Origin of the sequence: Paeniglutamicibacter antarcticus, assembly GCF_039544305.1 — a bacterium.
GTDB lineage: Bacteria > Actinomycetota > Actinomycetes > Actinomycetales > Micrococcaceae > Paeniglutamicibacter > Paeniglutamicibacter antarcticus_C.
The window spans coordinates 244,719-261,384 of record NZ_BAABLK010000028.1; the positions used below are offsets into that span (position 1 = coordinate 244,719).

Sequence of the window (16,666 nt, forward strand, 5' to 3'; positions counted from 1 at the left end):
AATGGTTCTGCTTCCAGCCTAGCCACAGGGAGGGCTTCGGGTCGCGCGGGAAAGTCGTCAGAGGCCATATTTCGCTTCAAGCGTCCACGAATACGCTATAAGCCCCCGATGCGGAACATCACATTTAGGGGATGCCCGACGCATGGGCATAAAATGGCGGGGGCGCATCTTTGCGCCAGAACACGCCAGTCACCGCCTTCCAAAGCTTTAAGGACCGTCCAGCCGTATGGCCACGATTACCCATCTTTCCCAACGGACCCCCACGGTCTCGATTGACGAGTTGCTTGCCGATTTCCATCCCTCGTACCGTTTCGGCGAGGTCTCCTTCGACACCTACCGGCCCGATCCGGCCTGGCCGACGCAGGCAGAGGCAGTGACCAAGCTCAAGGCGTTTGCCGCGACCATCGGCAATTCCAAGGGCGGCTTCTTCTCAACGCTGTTCGGCAAGAAGACGGTGGAGAAATCCGGCATCTACCTCGATGGCGGATTCGGTGTAGGCAAGACCCACTTGCTTGCCGCGTTGTGGCACCTGGCACCGGGTCGTAAGGCCTTTGGCACGTTCGTCGAGTACACGAACCTTGTCGGGGCCTTGTCCTTCCGCCAGGCGGTGGAGGTTCTGAGCACCTACTCGCTGGTGTGCATCGATGAATTCGAGCTCGACGACCCGGGAGACACCGTCTTGATGTCCCGGTTGATGCGTGAGCTCTCCGACGCCGGGGTCAAGCTTGCGGCAACCTCAAACACCCTTCCCGGGGCCCTGGGCGAGGGGCGTTTCGCCGCCGTGGACTTCCAACGCGAAATCAAGGTCCTCTCCGAACAGTTCGACGTGCACCGTGTCGACGGTGTGGATTTCCGCCACCGTGGGCTGCCCGACGCACCGAGGCCACTGGGCGATGGCGCCATCGAGGAGTTTGCCGTTGAACGCTACGGGGACAAGACCTACGCGATCGACGAATTCCCCGATCTGGTCGCGCACTTGTCTAAGGTCCACCCCAGCCGCTACCGCGCCATGCTGGCCGACGTCGATGTCCTGGTGCTGCACAACGTGGATACGATCACCGAACAGGGGGTTGCGCTGCGGTTCGTCGTGATGGCCGACCGCCTCTACGACAAGGATGTGCCGATCGTCGCCTCGGGCAAGCCGTTCAGTGAACTCTTCACCGCGGAAATGATGGCCGGGGGATACCAGAAGAAGTACTTCCGCGCGGTCTCGCGCCTCACGGCGCTGGCCCGCGAGGGACAGGCCGGCGAGCCCGAGCTGTAACTACGACGAGAAGGCCGTGCCACGATCTCCGGCCCTCCACGAACCCAACGGTTCCGGTGGGGCGGAGGCTCGTGGCACGGCCTTTTTCATGCTTGCGTGGACTCCGGGGGGCTAGTGCCGTTTGCGCTCGATCAGCAGACGCAGGGCCAGCCCGGCGACCAGTGCCCAGAAGGCTCCGCCGATGCCTGCGAAGCTCAGGCCAGAGCCGGCAACCAGGAACGCAACAAGCGAGCTCATGCGACTAGTGGGATCGGAGAGGGCCGAGGACGCCGAAGCGCCCAGGGTGCCCAGCAGGGCAAGTCCCGCCGCGGCTTCGAGCAGACCGTCCGGACTTGCGGTGGCCAAGGCCGTGATGGCCGCGGACGCCAAACCCAGGATGATGTAGAAGCCGCCTGAAGACACCGCTGCGATCCACCGCCTGGAGCGGTCCTCGCCGGCTTCATCCCCGGCGGCGAGTGCTGCGGAGATGGCAGCGAGGTTGATGGCGTGTCCGCCGAAAAGTGCTGCCAATGAGCTGCCGATGCCGGTGGAAAGCATGGAGGCGCGCCAGGGGGTCTCGTAGTTGAAGCTGGCAAGCACGGCCACACCGGGGACGTTTTGCGAGGCCATGGTGACAACGAACAGGGGCAGGGTGATTGCCATGAAGGCCTCGAGGCTGAAGGCCGGGGCGGTGAATTGCAGCGTGGGCAGCAGTTCACCCATGACGCCGGAGGCACCTGCCTGTGCCATGGAGAACCCGGCGATGCCCAGGGCCGCGGCCATGGCGGCCGGAACCGCCCAGCGCGGGCTCAGGCGCAGGAAGAGAAGCCAGACCGCGATGACCGGTGCGACGTAGAGCGGGATGGTGGACAACGCCACGAAGGGAGCCAGACAGAGCTTGAGCAGCACGCCGGCAAGCATCGCCTGGGCCAGCGAAACGGGGATTGCGGCCAGAAGCCGGCCCAGCCACGGGATGGCCCCGGTGGCGGCAATCAGCACACCGGTCATGACGAATGCCCCAACGGCCTCGTTCCAGCCGAAATTCAGGCCCGCGGCGCCGGCCAGCAACGCTGCACCCGGGGTGGACCATGCGGTTGTGATGGGACGTTTGGTGAACAGCGCCAACGCGATGGCACAGATGGCCAGCGCAATGGTGAGGGCGAACAGGCCAGAGGCGGCTTGGGCGTCGGTGGCGCCCACCGCCTTGAGTCCGGCCAACACGACGGCAAAGGAGGAGGTGTATCCGACCAGTGCCGTGACCAGTCCGGCCATGATCGGTTGCGTCCGCGAGGGTTTCAGCGCAGGGCGGGGTAGAGCTGTCGATGTCAAAACGTTGTTTTCCTTGCAAACGACGGGTGCCGGTTCCGCCTCACGGCGGGACCGGCACCCGTTTGTCGTGCCTAGGGCAAATGTCCTAGGGAACCTGGCTGAAGCCTAGACGGTTGGTGTCCCGCCTTCCTCATTCTTGTTGAGGAGGTTTTTGGCTCCGTCCTGGACCTTATCGACGCGCTCGGAGAACTTTCCGCCGGTCTTTTCGTCGATGAAGTCTCCCGCACTGTCGATGGCGCCATCGAGCTTCTCCGCGTTGTCGTGGATCAACTCCGATGCCTTTTCCTTCAGTCCATCGGCCTTGCCCTTCAGCTCGTCAAAAACAGACAAAGGGACCTCCTCTCGATAATGGGGACCATGATCGTCCCGTCTGTGAATCATCTTATGACGAGTCAGTGGCGATTCAAGCACATTTGACGGAAGTATCATCCGGGATTGCCGAGCGGCCGGTTCTTGTGCCCAACGCACAACACGCGAGGAGCGGGTTTGGTTTAAAAGGAATAGGGTGTGTGGTTAGAAGAAACCACACACCCTATATCTCGGAGTGGACAACGAGGTTCGAACTCGCGACCTCGACCTTGGCAAGGTCGCGCTCTACCAGCTGAGCTATGTCCACATGAGCATCGATACTATCAGTATAGATCGTCGTGGGCGATACTGGGATCGAACCAGTGACCTCTTCCGTGTCAGGGAAGCGCGCTACCGCTGCGCCAATCGCCCATTTGGGTACTGCACCTGAACTATAGCGTGGATATCGAATGCGCGAAACCGTTACGCATCGGTTACCCCTTGTCCAGGATCCTGCCGTGTCCGCCAAGATGGAAGACGCAAAGAATATGGACCCCATCTTCCGTGGAATCGAGGTCCGGATCTTCAGAGTGGACAACGAGGTTCGAACTCGCGACCTCGACCTTGGCAAGGTCGCGCTCTACCAGCTGAGCTATGTCCACGTGAAAAACCACTGCACGGAGGTGCGGGTTTTTCGTGGGCGATACTGGGATCGAACCAGTGACCTCTTCCGTGTCAGGGAAGCGCGCTACCGCTGCGCCAATCGCCCATGCTTCTGCATGTTTTACTACGAGGTGGGGACGGGATTCGAACCCGCGTAAACGGCTTTGCAGGCCGGTGCCTCGCCTCTCGGCCACCCCACCATAACCAATCGGTAACTACCTCTTGGCTTGACCGGCGAACCGGTCTGGTGAATTTAATGCGAGTGGACAACGAGGTTCGAACTCGCGACCTCGACCTTGGCAAGGTCGCGCTCTACCAGCTGAGCTATGTCCACATGAAAGATGCGCAATCCCCGGGAAAGTTTCCGTTCCAATTGGCTGCGTTCCAACGAGTAAAAACTCTATACGAACATTCCCTAAAGTTCCAAATCGGGGCGATCATGGCCCGTCTCATGGTGAAGATCCTTGTGATCCCGGATTTTCTGACTGGCCCGGGATTCGCGGAAATGGGCAAAACGTCGCCGGAGCATGGAAAAATCTTGGTATGACTTCCCCAGCATTGGCCCAGCAAACCGACTTTGGGCGCATGTACGCCAGAAAAATCGGCGAACTTCCCGAGGTTCCTTCCATCACCACCGTCATCGGGGTTGAAAAGATGGACCTCGATGGCTGGATCGGCCACATGGCGGCCACGGCAGTGGTGCAAGACCCCAGGCTCGGTGAGGCCACCGGAAACTCCGCCAAACTCAAGGCACTGGCGCGCCAGGCGTCCAAGGCCGCAGCCGATTACCGTGATGCGGCGGCCACACGCGGTGACCGCGTGCATGAATACTGCGAGCAAATCGCACTCAGGGCACTGGGCAAGCCGCACCAAGCGGCCCAGGCACGTGATGCGCTGGCTCAAAACAACGAGGAAGCCTACGCCGGGCGCTTCGATGAATGGTGGGAAAGCTACCAGGTGCAACCCCTGGCGGCGGAGGTGACTGTCTGGAACGCGAGCGTCGGATATGCCGGCACCCTTGATCTGGTGGCAACCATTGGCGGTCGGTTGTGCCTGATCGACTACAAAACCCGCGGAACCGGCCGGGATGGACGGGTCAAACCGCTGGACCCAAAGGTGGTCATGCAGCTTGCCGCTGGCGCCAAGGCGGAGGAAATGGTTGTTGATCCCGCCAGCGGGACATGGGAACCATGGAAATACTCACAAGACCCGATGCTGTTGGGGGTGGCAATCGGCCAGACCGAGGTGCAGACGGTGATGGCTAATGCAGAGGTCCTGCCCGCGTACTGGTCGAAGTTCTGGTCCTTGCGCCAGGTCTGGGGCGCCACCCAACGGGTCAGCGAAGCGGGAGTTGCCCTGCGTGAAGTGGGGCCGCCACCGCCACCGGGGGCATCGGGCGATCGGTAGACTGTTCGGCAGGGGTGTTTAGGCGCGCACCTTGGTGTCGCGCCCACCCCCTTCATCCACAGCACATTGCCGGAATTTGAACCGGCCGAAGGGAGAGCGGACGCATGGCCGTTTTGGGCATCCGCATCGTTGGCGATCCGATCCTACGAACCCGCGCAGACGAGGTCACCGATTTCGGGCCCGAACTGCGCAAGCTCGTCGCCGACATGGACGAAACCATGGAGAATGTCGAGGGCGCCGGCCTCGCCGCACCCCAGGTCGGAGTCTCGCTCAGGGTCTTTACCTACCAGATCGCAGGCAAGCGCGGGCACCTGATTAACCCGGTGCTTGAACTGGGCGAGGCGGAACAGAACAACGCGACCGAAGGCTGCCTGTCCATCCCGGGTCTTGGCTACCCGGTGCACCGGCGCCAATGGACCCGCGCGTCCGGCGTGGACGTGGACGGAAATCCGGTGGTCGTGGAGGGCGAGGGGTTCCTGGCCCGTTGCCTTCAACACGAAACCGACCACCTGGACGGGATCCTGTACATCGACAGGCTCACGGGCGAAACGAAAAAAGATGCGTTCCGCAAACTGCGCGACTCCAACTACAACTCGGTCGCCAACAGCACGGTCACCAAGCGCAGCTCGGCGGTGGGATCGAGCTTCGGCGCCGGTTTGAGCTTCGGGCGCCAGGCATGAGGGTCCTCTTCGCCGGAACCCCCCAGGTCGCAGTGGCATCTCTTGACCAACTGGTCAAGGATGGCCTCGACGTCGTGGCGGTGCTGACCCGCGAGGACGCACCGGTGGGACGCAAACGGGTCTTGACCCCGTCTCCGGTTGCGGCACGCGCGGCCGAACTGGGCATTGAGGTCATCCACGCCAACCGCATCGACGAACCGGTCCAGGAACGCATTGCCGCACTGGAAACCGACATCGCCGCGATCGTCGCCTACGGCGGACTGGTCCCGGAAAAGGCGCTGGGCATTCCACGCCTGGGCTGGATCAACCTCCACTTCTCGCTGTTGCCGACATGGCGCGGTGCCGCCCCGGTGCAGCACTCGATCATGGCAGGGGACGATGTGACCGGGGCCGTTACCTTCCAACTGGAAAAGGGCCTGGACACCGGGCCGGTCTTCGGCACCCTAACCGAGGCCATCGACGCGGGGGACACCGCCGGGGACCTTTTGGGAAGGCTCGCTCTCTCGGGAGCGGTCTTGCTCTCCCAGACCCTGGCGGGCCTGGAGTCCGGTGCCCTGGTCGGCATCGGCCAAGAAGGGCAAAGCAGCTACGCACACAAGCTCACCCTGGCCGACGGCAAGATCGACTGGAGCGCCCCGGCACTGGCCATCCGCAGGCGCATCAACGGAACCACCCCGGACCCCGGGGCCTGGGCCGAACTGGACGGACAGAGGTTCAAGATCGGGCCGTTGCTCCCGGCAACCGATGTAGATTTCCTGGCCCCGGGCCAGGTGCAGCTCACTCCCGGCAAGCAGCCGCGCGTCGTGGTGGGTACCGGCTCGCACGGCGTGGAACTTGTCATGGTGCAACCACCGGGCAAAAAGATGATGAATGCAGCAGATTGGGCGCGAGGGATTCTCGCCTCCGGAACAGTGGATGAGGTGAAATTCGCATGAGCGAATTCGGACAGGGACGTTCAGAGCGACCCAAGGGCAACGAATCCAGCCGCGACGGTGGCCAACCGCGCCGCGACGACGCCGGGCGCACCCGAAACCGCGGGGGAGCGGGCCCGCGCCAATTCAGCGCCTCGGCACCCTCTGCCCGCGGCCGCAAGGCAGACCAGGCACGACTGACCGCCTACGAGGTCTTGCGCGCCGTAGCCGAACACGACGCCTACGCGAACCTGGTGCTCCCCGCCCGGATCCGCGAGCACCACCTTGACCGGCGCGACGCAGGATTCGCCACCGAACTCACTTACGGTGCACTTCGCGGACAGGGTCTGTACGACGCGATCCTCTCCCGCTGCGTGGACCGTCCGCTGGACCAACTCGATCCGCCGGTGCTCGACGCCTTGCGTCTGGGCGCCCACCAGCTGCTGGCCATGCGTGTGCCCAACCATGCGGCACTGGATGAGACCGTGTCCCTGGCGCGCATGGTCATTGGTGCCGGTGCCTCCGGGCTCATCAACGCCGTGCTGCGCAAGGTCGCGTTGAAGGACCTCGAAACCTGGAGCGAAGAGCTCGTGGCCGGAATCACCGACGAGAGCGCGGCCGCAGCCCTGGTGCACTCCCACCCCGAGTGGATCGTCCGCGCACTACGTCAGGCACTTGTCGCCCACGGCCGCGATGCCTCGGAAATCACCGAGCTGCTGGTTGCAGACAACCTGGCCCCGGTGGTGAACTTGGTGGCGCTTCCCGGCGTCGGTTCGCTTCACGAGGCCCTTGACCAAGGTGCCGAACCCGGGACCCTTGTCGCCGATTCGGCGTACTACCAGGGCGGGGATATCGCCCGCCTGGCCTCGGTGCGCGAGGGAAGCACCCGGGTCCAAGACGCCGGATCCCAGCTGGTCGCACGCGCCTTGGCCATGGTTCCGCTGCCCGAGGGCGGGGAAGACACCTACTGGTTGGATCTCTGCGCCGGACCCGGCGGCAAGGCCGCACTCCTGGCAGCACTGGCCGCCGGCCAAGGCGCCAAGCTCACCGCCAACGAGCCTGCCCAGCACCGTGCCGAACTGGTTTCCAAGGCACTAGTCGCCATCGATCCGGAGACTTGGATGATCTCGGTGCGCGACGGTCGCGAATACGCGGATGCCCAATACTCGGGGGGCTATGACAGGGTCATGGTCGACGCGCCGTGCTCGGGACTCGGTGCGCTGCGCCGCCGACCCGAATCGCGGTGGCGCAAGAGCCCGCGCGATGTTGCGGAGCTGACCATCCTGCAGGGCGAACTGCTCGATGCGGCGCTCAGCGCCGTGCGCGTGGGAGGAGTGGTCGCCTACGTGACCTGTTCCCCGCACCCTGCCGAGACGGTGGCGGTCGTCGATGACCTTCTGGCCCGGAACAAGAACGCCCGCTTGCTGGACACCGGGGCTGCGCTGGAAGCCGCTGCGCTTCCGGGCCTGGCATCCGCAGCCCGTGAATTGGGCACCGGCAGCACCATCCAGTTGTGGCCGCACGTCCACCGCACGGACGCCATGTTCATGGCCCTTTTCACCCGCACCGCCTAACCCCGCAGCCTCGTGCGGCACCGCCGCACACCTTTCCAGACAGGAGCAAGAAAACACCATGCGTACCTGCCAGATCAACCCCTCGATCCTCTCCGCGGACTTCACCAACCTTCAGCGTGAGCTGACCCGGATCCACACGGCCGACGCGGTCCACGTCGATGTCATGGACAACCACTTCGTGCCCAACCTGACCATCGGCCTACCGGTGGTCAAGCGGCTGGCGGAGGTCAGCGAGCTGCCCCTGGACGTTCACCTGATGATCAGCGACGTCGACCGCTGGGCCCCGGGCTATGCCGAGGCAGGCGCTGCTTCGGTGAGCTTCCATGCCGAGGCCTCAGCTGCGCCGATCAAGTTGGCCAGGGATCTGCGCGCCGCGGGCTCCCGGGCCTGCATGGCGCTGCGGCCGGCGACGCCCATCGAGCCCTACCTGGACATGCTCCCCGAGCTGGACATGGTGTTGCTGATGAGTGTGGAGCCGGGATTCGGCGGGCAGGCCTTCCTCGACGTGGTCCTGCCCAAGATCCGGCGGACACGCAGGGCGATCGAGGGAACCGGGCTGCCCATCGCGATCCAGGTCGATGGCGGGATCACCCGTGAGACGATCCTGCGTGCTGCCGAGGCGGGGGCCGATGTCTTCGTGGCGGGCTCCTCGGTCTACGGCACGCAGGATCCGGCAGAAGCGGTGGTCACATTACGGAACCTGGCCGCTTCCACGACGGTTTCCGTGTAATACTGGGTTCTACAACTACACAACGTGCTCCGGGGTCGGTGTAAGTCCGAACCGGCGGTTATAGTCCGCGACCCAAGCCACAGGATCCCTTACGGAATCCGAAGCTTGGTTGAACTGGTGAAATTCCGGTACCGACAGTTAAAGTCTGGATGGGAGAAGCACGTACACGCAACACCAGCGCTCTCGCAAGGCTGTATGGCGGGCGAGAAGGAAATCCCAGTGATTCCCTGGCTCACACCGCCTTGCACTGCGGGTTGGCCATGAAGGGTGTGACCGTCGTATTGAACCCCCCGGAGCCGCCGCGGCTTGACAGGAGGACGATGGATTTTCTGCGGTGGCTCATTGAAGCTTTCAATTCTTACATCACCGTGGGCAGCAGCGCGCTGCTTGTCCGCGAGGTGGTCGGCAACGTCTTCGGGCTCGCCTCTGCCTTGGGCGGGATCCGCCGCAAGGTCTGGGCCTGGCCCGTGGGCATCATCGGCAACATCGCGCTGCTGACGGTCTTTTTGGGCAGCATCTTCGGCCATGACGAGACGGCGAACCTGCTGGGCCAGGCCGGACGCCAAATCATGTTCATTGCCGTGTCCTTCTACGGCTGGCGACGCTGGAAGGCCAGTCGGGCTACCGGTGCGAGCGCCGTGACCCCGCGATGGGCCACCGGCACCGAACGCATCTCACTGGCAGTGGTCCTTGTCGTGGGAACGGTCGCGCTGACCCCGATCTTCGGGGCACTGGGATCTTACGAACCGGTGTGGGCCGACGCCTGGACCTTCGTCGGCTCGATGCTCGCCACCTATGGCATGGCCAAAGGGCTTGTCGAATTCTGGCTGATCTGGGTGATTGTCGATGTGGTCGGGGTTCCGCTGCTCTTCAGCGCCGGATACTACGCCAGTGCCTTCATGTACCTGTTCTACGGCTGTTTCACCCTTGCCGGCTTCTTCATCTGGTCCAATGCCAAGAACGATTCCAAGCCCAGCATTGAAACCGAAATGCCCGATCCCACGGTCAAGGTGAACGCCTGATGGAGACCTCACGTGCCACCGCGGCCATGCGGCTATCCCTGGAACTGGCCCGCCGGGGCGTACGAGGCTCCAACCCGCTGGTCGGCGCCGTCATCATCGACTCGGCCGGCACGATCCTGGGAACCGGCCACCACCGGGGAGCGGGCACCGCGCATGCCGAAGCCGATGCCCTGAACCGCCTCGGAACCCTCGAGAAGGACATCGCCCGCAACGCCACCATGGTGGTGAACCTCGAGCCGTGCAACCACACCGGACGCACGGGGCCCTGCACCGGGGCCATCATTGATTCCGGGATCGGGAACGTCATATTTGCTTCCGACGACGGAGGCACGAAATCCGGTGGGGGAGCACAAACGCTGCGTGCGGCCGGAGTCAATGTCAGCAACGGTTTGCTCCGGAGCGAGGCGACCGAACTGAACCACCGCTGGTTCGCCGCCCGCAACCAGGGCAGGCCCTTCACCACCTTGCACCTGGCGCAGACCCTCGACGGGCGGATTGCCGCCAAGGACGGATCCAGCCAGTGGATCACTTCGCCGGCCTCGTTGTTCCACGCCCACCAGGTCCGTGCCCGCGTCGGCGCGATCGTGGTGGGCACCGGCACCGTGCTGGCCGATGACCCTCGGCTGAACGCACGCAACGAGCATGGCGAACCCTTCGAGCACCAGCCTCGCCGCGTAGTCATGGGACTGCGCGAGATCCCCGTCGACGCGGCGCTTAAGGCCGACGGAAATTACGAACAGGTGCGCACCCGGGACCCGCACGAGGTGCTGGCGCTCATTGCTTCTCGCGGCATCGGCCACGTATTGCTCGAAGGCGGCGCCTCGATCGCCACGGCGTTCCTGGCTGCGGACCTGGTTGATGAGATATTCCTCTACCAGGCACCCATCTTCCTTGGCGCCGGCCGCAGCTCCATCGGCGACATGGGCATCGAGACCCTGGCCCAGGCCCGCACCTTCCGACTGGATCCCTTGGACGGCGAAGCAGTACGCATCCTGGGCCCCGACACCCTCACCCACCTTGAACCGGCGCCTGCGGGCACCGGAAGAACCTAAGGACCCCACACATGTTCACCGGAATCATCAGCGGCATGGGCCGCATCGAGTCCATTGCGCCAACCCCGGAAACCGATTCGGTCATCTTGCACATCAGTGCCCCGAGCCACACCCGGGACCTGGAACCGGGCGGGTCCATCGCGGTCAACGGCGTCTGCCTCACCGCCACCTCCATCAGCGGGGACACCCTGTCCCTCGACGTCATGGGCGAGACACTGAACCACACCACCATCGGTGCCCTAGCCGCGGGCGAATCGATCAACCTTGAGCGCTGCGTAAAGGCTGGCGGCCGGCTTGACGGCCACGTCGTCCAAGGCCACGTCGACGGAGTCGGGCACCTGCTCGAGCATGAATCCCTTGGAGCTTGGGACCGTTTCCGCTTCCAGGTCCCCTACGGGCTCGCCAAATACGTGGCCAAAAAGGGGTCCATCGCCATCGACGGGGTGTCCTTGACTGTCACCGAGGTCTCCGATGCCCACCAGAACGAGCAATGGTTCGAGGTCGGCATCATCCCCACGACGCTTCGCGAAACGACCCTGGGCCAACGCGAGCCGGGATCCGCTGTCAACCTCGAGGTTGACGTCATGGCCAAGTACGCCGAACGCCTGGCTTCCTTCAACACCACCGAAAGCAGCGCATCATGAGCAACGATTCCATCCGCCTCGATTCGATCCAGGCCGCCATCGGCGCCATGGCTGCGGGACAGGCCGTCGTGGTGGTCGATGACGCGGACCGCGAGAACGAGGGCGACATCATCTTCGCTGCCGAGTTCGCCACCCCGGAACTCATGGGCTGGACCATCCGGCACTCCTCGGGCGTTGTCTGCACCCCGATGTCCGGTGAGCGCGCCGACGCCATGGGCTTGCCGCCGATGGTGGTGAACAACCAAGACGCCAAGGGCACCGCCTACACGGTCTCCTGCGATGCGGCCCACGGGACATCGACCGGCATCAGCGCCGCGGATCGGGCGCTGACCTCCCGGATCCTGGCGGATCCGGCCTCCGGACCCGAACTGATCAACCGTCCCGGGCACATCTTCCCGCTGCGTGCCGTCGAAGGCGGGGTGCTGGTGCGTCGCGGACACACCGAGGCCAGCGTCGACTTGTGCAAGGCGGCAGGGCTGGAACCTGTCGGGGTCATCGCCGAACTGGTCCACGATGACGGCTCCATGATGCGCCTTCCGGCGTTGCGCGAATTCGCCGACCTGTGGAACATTCCGCTGGTCAGCATCGAGGACCTTGCCGCTTGGCGTGCCACCTCGGATGCCGAGCCGGCCGTGGCAACCAGTGCATCAGCCGTGCAGGGCGGCCCGGAGGTGCGGATCCCGACCCCGCACGGGGAATTCATGGTCCGTGCCTGGCGAGAACGCGGCAACGGGATCGAGCATCTTTCGCTGTCTTCGGCCGGACCCGACGGAAAGATGCCCAGCGAACCGCTGGTGCGCGTGCACTCCGAGTGCCTGACCGGCGACGTGCTGGGCTCCTACCGCTGCGATTGCGGAGAGCAATTGGACGCCGGGCTGCAAGCCATCAACGAATACGGTGGTGTGCTCATCTACCTGCGCGGCCACGAGGGCCGCGGCATCGGACTGGCCAACAAGATCCGGGCCTATGCACTTCAGGACGGCGGCGCCAACACCGTGGCCGCCAATGAACAGCTGGGATTGCCGGTTGATGCGCGAAACTACGACGCAGCCGCAGCGATCCTCAATTCCCTTTCGATCCGCCGGATCCGGTTGATCACTAACAACCCGCTGAAGGAGCAATGGCTCGAGCATGCCGGGATCTCGGTCTCCGAGCGGGTTCCCACCCGGGTCGCGGCCCGGCCGGAGAACCTTGAATACCTGCGGACCAAGCAAGAACTGTTGCATCATTCATTGCAACTGCCAACCACCGAAACCACCACACCAGGAGTGAAATCATGAGCGGACACGGAGCACCTCCCACCGGGGCCAACGAACTAGCGGCAGCCGGCGAGGCAGGATTGCGGGCGGTGATCGTTGCCGCCAGCTGGCACACGGTCATCATGGACGGGCTGGTGGACGGCGCCTTGCGCGCAGCGGGGGACGCCGGGATCAATACCCCGGAGGTCATCCGCGTGCCGGGCACCTTCGAACTTCCCGTTGCCGCCTCTCGCCTGGCCCACTCCTATGACACCGTCATTGCCCTGGGCGTTGTCATCCGGGGCGGTACCCCGCACTTCGACTACGTCTGCCAGGGAGCGACGCTCGGGTTGACCGACGTCAGCGTCCGCACCGGGGTTCCCGTTGGGTTCGGGGTGCTGACCTGCGACACCGAAGAACAGGGGATCGCCCGCGCGGGCCTGGAAGGATCGATCGAAGACAAGGGCTACGAGGCGATGGGCGCCGGATTGCAGACCGCGCTGGTGCTCTCGCGCCGCTAGGAAAACCCACACGCACTAGGGGCGTGTTGCTGCGCCCGGGCCATGGCTTCAGGGCGCAGCAACCGTGCTGTTTCGGCCAGCTCGGTCCCGGTGGGACGGGCGGGATGCTGCTCGACGAAGGAAAAACCGTCGCTCTTGTTGCGCGGAACCACATGCAGGTGCGCGTGGAACTGCGACTGGCCGGCGATCGCCCCTTTGGACATCAACAGGTTGATGGCCTCGCACGGCACCGCGGAATCGCGAAGCAGCCCTGAAATCCGTCGCGCAAGGTTGAACATCGAGGCGCAGAGAGCCTCATCAAGATCGTGGATGTCTTGGCGGTGCGCCCGCGGAACCACCAGGGTGTGCCCGGGGTTGATCGGGGAAGAATCCAGGAAAGCCACACACAGATCGTTGGAGGCGATGCGCGTCGCATCCGCCGTGTCGGCAACGATGTCGCAAAAATGCAGTTCTCGCCCATGGTGGGAAGCATGCCCGGTGGCCAGGGTAAAATGCGATGACTGGTTCCGCCCCGGAGGCCGATGCCGCGTCATCTTCGACCCCCAGCGGGAGTCCTTCGTCACATTGGAGGCGCGGTTGTGAATGCGGCGAACCGTCCAAGATATCCTGAGGGGGTGAAAACTTTTGACACCCTCTTCGCTGAACTCTCCGAGAAGGCCAAGACCCGCCCGGAAGGTTCGCGAACCATCGCCGAACTGGATTCAGGCGTGCATGGCATCGGAAAGAAGGTCGTGGAGGAAGCCGCCGAAGTGTGGATGGCTGCCGAATACGAGTCCGACGAGGCCACCGCCGAAGAAATTTCCCAGCTCCTCTATCACCTGCAGGTGATGATGATTGCCAAGGGCCTGACTCTGCAGGACGTTTACAAGCATCTCTAGCCGCCGCTTTCGGGAAATCCATTCTTTCCCGTGCCGCGGCGGCCAACAAGCACCCGCTGTTGTTGTCCCCATGCCGTAAGACACACCCCAGAGCCTGAAACGAGTTGCACATCATGTTGCGAGTAGCCCTCCCCAACAAGGGAGCCCTGTCCGAGATCGCCTCGACCATGTTGCTGGAGGCCGGATACGTCCAGCGCCGCGACAACCGCGAACTGGTCATGGTCGATCCGGACAACGACGTCGAGTTCTTTTACCTGCGGCCCCGTGACATCGCCGTATACGTCGGGGGCGGGGTGCTTGATGTGGGAATCACCGGACGCGACCTGTACCTCGACGCCGAGGTCGATGACCATGTCGACGAGGTCCTGCCGCTGGGTATCGGGGCCGCCACCTTCCGCTTCGCCGGACCTGCCGGAACCTTCAGCTCCGAGCAGGAACTAGGCGGCAAGCGCATTGCCACCAGCTACGACGCGCTTCTGCGCCAGTACCTTCAGGCCAATAACATCGCCGCCGACGTGGTCCGCCTCGACGGAGCCGTGGAATCCTCCGTCCGCCTGGGCGTTGCCGACGCCATCGCCGACGTGGTGGAAACGGGAAACACGCTCAAGGCTGCCGGCATGGAGGTCTTCGGTGACCCCATCCTGCACTCCGAGGCAGTGCTCATCGGGCGCACCGGCAGCACGCCGGCGGGACTCGACGTGCTCAAGCGTCGCCTCATGGGTGTCTTGACGGCCCGCCGCTATGTCATGCTCGACTACGACGTGCGCCGCGACCAGGCCGACGAGGCCTGCAGCCTGACCCCGGGCCTGGAATCGCCGACCGTTTCCCCGCTGCAGGATTCCGACTGGGTCGCCGTGCGCGCGATGGTCAAGAAGAACCAGACGAACAACATCATGGACGAGCTCTACGAGCTGGGCGCGCGGGCCATCCTGGTCAGCCAGATCCACGCCTGCCGCATCTAGCCAGCCGCACTTCACGGTGCAGCACCCCATGAGCAGAACACCGAATCCACCACTTTTTGCAGGAGTTGATCCCTCATGACCGTTGCGATCCGTGTCATTCCATGCCTCGACGTCGATGCCGGACGAGTCGTCAAGGGAGTGAACTTCGAGGGGCTGCGCGATGCAGGTGACCCGGTGGAACTGGCCAAGCGCTACAACTCCGCAGGTGCCGATGAAATCACGTTCCTGGACGTCACCGCATCCTCGGGCAATCGTGAAACCACCTACGACGTGGTCTCCACGACCGCGGAGGAGATCTTTATCCCGCTCACAGTCGGCGGCGGGGTCCGCGCCGTGGAGGATGTCGATCGCTTGCTGCGTGCCGGGGCGGACAAGGCCTCGATCAACACCGCGGCGGTCGACCGCCCCGAGGTCATCAACGAGATCACTGAACGCTTCGGCTCCCAGGTCCTGGTGCTCTCCTTGGACGCCCGACGTACCGGGAACCCGGAGGTTGCTTCGGGTTTCGAAGTGACCACCCACGGCGGACGAACCGGCACCGGCCGCTGCGCCGTTGCGTGGGCCAAGGAAGCTGCCGAGCGCGGCGTGGGGGAGATCCTGCTGAACTCGATCGACGCCGACGGCACCAAGGACGGATTCGACCTGGAAATGATCCGCGCGGTGCGCGCGGTGGTCAGCGTGCCGATCATCGCCTCCGGCGGGGCGGGTGGACCCGAGCACTTCGCGCCGGCAATCGCCGCCGGCGCCGACGCAGTGCTCGCCGCCTCGATCTTCCACTTCGGTCCCGATGACATGATCAAGCAGGTCAAGGACGCCATCCGTGAAGCCGGTTTCCCGGTTCGCTAGACCCCTCGCCCTGGACAGAACCATGTCCAGGGGATGGAGGGCGCTTGAGGAAGAGAACGTTGGGGGCTGGATCGCCCGGTTTTCCGGTGGCGTCACCAAGCGTGCGAACTCCGTGTTGCCATCGAGCGCCCCCGGGGACCTCGATGCTTGCATCGCCAAGGTCGAACGGCGCTACGCTTCCCGTGGGCTGCCTGCGGTGTTCCACATCAGCCCCGAATCCTTGCCGCCGGATCTTGATGCGCGGCTGTGCGAACGTGGATACCGCCGCCTCTCACCCACCTTGGTCCAGTACCTGCCCCTGGAGGGTTGCGGCAACGCGAGCACCGTGGAGCCCGATCAGCGGATCGAGTTAGCCGATGAGGCAAGTCCACGGTGGTGCGAGGCCTTTTGGGGCGTAGAAGGCCCCGATACTGCCGGGGAACAGGCGATATGCCGGGAAATCCTGTCAGCGACGCCGTCGGTGTACGCTTCCCTGGTCCATGATGGGCGGCTCCACGCCGTTGGGCGCCTTGCCTTGGTCGGGGACCTGGGCGGGATCTACTCGGTAGCTACTGAGGTGTGTCAAGGATCTGAGACAGTTGTTTAGTTTCTTTTGGATTAGGCAGCAGCGGGTTGTTGTTGGTTTTGGGTGTTGAAATTGGCCATGGCTATTGCCGGGGGCAGGCCGTCGTTGTGGCT

General features: G+C 64.1%; 18 protein-coding genes, 6 tRNA genes and 1 riboswitch. Of the genes, 15 read left to right on the forward strand and 9 right to left on the reverse strand.

The genetic code is table 11. The features are described from left to right. Nucleotides 1-226: 226 nt before the first annotated feature. Nucleotides 227-1,264 carry a cell division protein ZapE gene (gene zapE, locus ABEA12_RS10075; protein ID WP_210101108.1) on the forward strand — a complete coding sequence of 346 codons (1,038 nt, stop codon included), beginning with the start codon at nucleotides 227-229 and terminating at the stop codon, nucleotides 1,262-1,264. Nucleotides 1,265-1,375: 111 nt separating this feature from the next. On the opposite strand, the gene ABEA12_RS10080 is transcribed toward zapE, so the two are convergent. The 8 genes from ABEA12_RS10080 to ABEA12_RS10115 form a co-directional block, all read right to left on the reverse strand. Continuing rightward, on the reverse strand, nucleotides 1,376-2,572 hold the full coding sequence (locus ABEA12_RS10080; protein ID WP_345467944.1) for a benzoate/H(+) symporter BenE family transporter: 1,197 nt from the start codon (nucleotides 2,570-2,572) through the stop codon (nucleotides 1,376-1,378). A gap of 105 nt (nucleotides 2,573-2,677) precedes the next feature. After that, nucleotides 2,678-2,902, reverse strand: a complete 225-nt coding sequence (locus tag ABEA12_RS10085) for an antitoxin (protein WP_345467947.1) — start codon at nucleotides 2,900-2,902, stop codon at nucleotides 2,678-2,680. Nucleotides 2,903-3,115: 213 nt separating this feature from the next. Next, nucleotides 3,116-3,188, reverse strand: a tRNA-Gly gene (locus ABEA12_RS10090). Between the two features lie 32 nt (nucleotides 3,189-3,220). Beyond that, nucleotides 3,221-3,292, reverse strand: a tRNA-Val gene (locus ABEA12_RS10095). Between the two features lie 157 nt (nucleotides 3,293-3,449). Continuing rightward, a tRNA-Gly gene (locus ABEA12_RS10100) sits at nucleotides 3,450-3,522 on the reverse strand. A 35-nt stretch (nucleotides 3,523-3,557) separates the two neighbouring features. Beyond that, nucleotides 3,558-3,629: transfer RNA gene (locus tag ABEA12_RS10105), tRNA-Val, on the reverse strand. A gap of 23 nt (nucleotides 3,630-3,652) precedes the next feature. Then, nucleotides 3,653-3,723: transfer RNA gene (locus ABEA12_RS10110), tRNA-Cys, on the reverse strand. 61 nt (nucleotides 3,724-3,784) lie between these two features. Next, a tRNA-Gly gene (locus tag ABEA12_RS10115) sits at nucleotides 3,785-3,857 on the reverse strand. A 209-nt stretch (nucleotides 3,858-4,066) separates the two neighbouring features. Between ABEA12_RS10115 and ABEA12_RS10120 the strand changes: the two genes are divergently transcribed. From ABEA12_RS10120 to ribH, 10 genes are all read left to right on the forward strand, one after another. Then, nucleotides 4,067-4,930, forward strand: coding sequence for a cytochrome (locus ABEA12_RS10120; RefSeq protein WP_210101106.1), 864 nt, complete (start codon nucleotides 4,067-4,069; stop codon nucleotides 4,928-4,930). 104 nt (nucleotides 4,931-5,034) lie between these two features. Next, nucleotides 5,035-5,610, forward strand: a complete 576-nt coding sequence (def, locus tag ABEA12_RS10125; RefSeq protein ID WP_210101105.1) for a peptide deformylase — start codon at nucleotides 5,035-5,037, stop codon at nucleotides 5,608-5,610. Beyond that, complete coding sequence (gene fmt / locus ABEA12_RS10130; protein ID WP_210101104.1) at nucleotides 5,607-6,545, forward strand: methionyl-tRNA formyltransferase; 939 nt, start codon at nucleotides 5,607-5,609, stop codon at nucleotides 6,543-6,545. Before def ends, fmt begins: the two co-directional genes overlap by 4 nt. Further along, on the forward strand, nucleotides 6,542-8,095 hold the full coding sequence (locus ABEA12_RS10135) for an RsmB/NOP family class I SAM-dependent RNA methyltransferase (RefSeq protein WP_210101103.1): 1,554 nt from the start codon (nucleotides 6,542-6,544) through the stop codon (nucleotides 8,093-8,095). Before fmt ends, ABEA12_RS10135 begins: the two co-directional genes overlap by 4 nt. Before the next feature lie 58 nt (nucleotides 8,096-8,153). After that, nucleotides 8,154-8,825: a ribulose-phosphate 3-epimerase gene (rpe, locus tag ABEA12_RS10140; RefSeq protein WP_210101102.1), complete on the forward strand. Its 672-nt coding sequence runs from the start codon at nucleotides 8,154-8,156 to the stop codon at nucleotides 8,823-8,825. 21 nt (nucleotides 8,826-8,846) lie between these two features. Next, nucleotides 8,847-8,990: riboswitch (FMN riboswitch) on the forward strand. A gap of 155 nt (nucleotides 8,991-9,145) precedes the next feature. Then, nucleotides 9,146-9,847, forward strand: coding sequence for a nicotinamide riboside transporter PnuC (gene pnuC / locus ABEA12_RS10145; RefSeq protein ID WP_210101101.1), 702 nt, complete (start codon nucleotides 9,146-9,148; stop codon nucleotides 9,845-9,847). Further along, the gene (ribD, locus tag ABEA12_RS10150) at nucleotides 9,847-10,899 is read left to right on the forward strand and encodes a bifunctional diaminohydroxyphosphoribosylaminopyrimidine deaminase/5-amino-6-(5-phosphoribosylamino)uracil reductase RibD (protein ID WP_210101100.1); all 1,053 of its coding nucleotides are present in this window, start codon (nucleotides 9,847-9,849) and stop codon (nucleotides 10,897-10,899) included. Before pnuC ends, ribD begins: the two co-directional genes overlap by 1 nt. Nucleotides 10,900-10,910: 11 nt before the next feature. Next, nucleotides 10,911-11,543, forward strand: coding sequence for a riboflavin synthase (locus ABEA12_RS10155; protein WP_210101099.1), 633 nt, complete (start codon nucleotides 10,911-10,913; stop codon nucleotides 11,541-11,543). Beyond that, nucleotides 11,540-12,823: a 3,4-dihydroxy-2-butanone-4-phosphate synthase gene (gene ribB, locus ABEA12_RS10160; RefSeq protein ID WP_210101098.1), complete on the forward strand. Its 1,284-nt coding sequence runs from the start codon at nucleotides 11,540-11,542 to the stop codon at nucleotides 12,821-12,823. Before ABEA12_RS10155 ends, ribB begins: the two co-directional genes overlap by 4 nt. After that, a complete protein-coding gene (ribH, locus tag ABEA12_RS10165) occupies nucleotides 12,820-13,302 on the forward strand; it encodes a 6,7-dimethyl-8-ribityllumazine synthase (protein WP_210101097.1) in 483 nt (160 codons plus the stop codon). Before ribB ends, ribH begins: the two co-directional genes overlap by 4 nt. On the opposite strand, the gene ABEA12_RS10170 is transcribed toward ribH, so the two are convergent. Continuing rightward, nucleotides 13,299-13,835: an HIT family protein gene (locus ABEA12_RS10170; RefSeq protein WP_210101096.1), complete on the reverse strand. Its 537-nt coding sequence runs from the start codon at nucleotides 13,833-13,835 to the stop codon at nucleotides 13,299-13,301. The two genes, ribH and ABEA12_RS10170, sit on opposite strands and share 4 nt — an antisense overlap. Before the next feature lie 81 nt (nucleotides 13,836-13,916). On the opposite strand from ABEA12_RS10170, the gene ABEA12_RS10175 reads away from it, so the two are divergent. From ABEA12_RS10175 to ABEA12_RS10190, 4 genes are all read left to right on the forward strand, one after another. Then, complete coding sequence (locus ABEA12_RS10175; RefSeq protein WP_210101095.1) at nucleotides 13,917-14,180, forward strand: phosphoribosyl-ATP diphosphatase; 264 nt, start codon at nucleotides 13,917-13,919, stop codon at nucleotides 14,178-14,180. 113 nt (nucleotides 14,181-14,293) lie between these two features. Beyond that, complete coding sequence (gene hisG, locus ABEA12_RS10180) at nucleotides 14,294-15,142, forward strand: ATP phosphoribosyltransferase (RefSeq protein ID WP_210101094.1); 849 nt, start codon at nucleotides 14,294-14,296, stop codon at nucleotides 15,140-15,142. A 75-nt stretch (nucleotides 15,143-15,217) separates the two neighbouring features. Next, entirely contained in the window at nucleotides 15,218-15,988 is a 771-nt protein-coding gene (hisF, locus tag ABEA12_RS10185) for an imidazole glycerol phosphate synthase subunit HisF (RefSeq protein ID WP_210101093.1), read from the forward strand. Then, complete coding sequence (locus ABEA12_RS10190; RefSeq protein ID WP_425571768.1) at nucleotides 15,963-16,574, forward strand: GNAT family N-acetyltransferase, cg3035/Rv0428c family; 612 nt, start codon at nucleotides 15,963-15,965, stop codon at nucleotides 16,572-16,574. The genes hisF and ABEA12_RS10190 overlap by 26 nt, the downstream gene beginning before the upstream one ends. The last annotated feature ends 92 nt before the right edge of the window (nucleotides 16,575-16,666 follow it).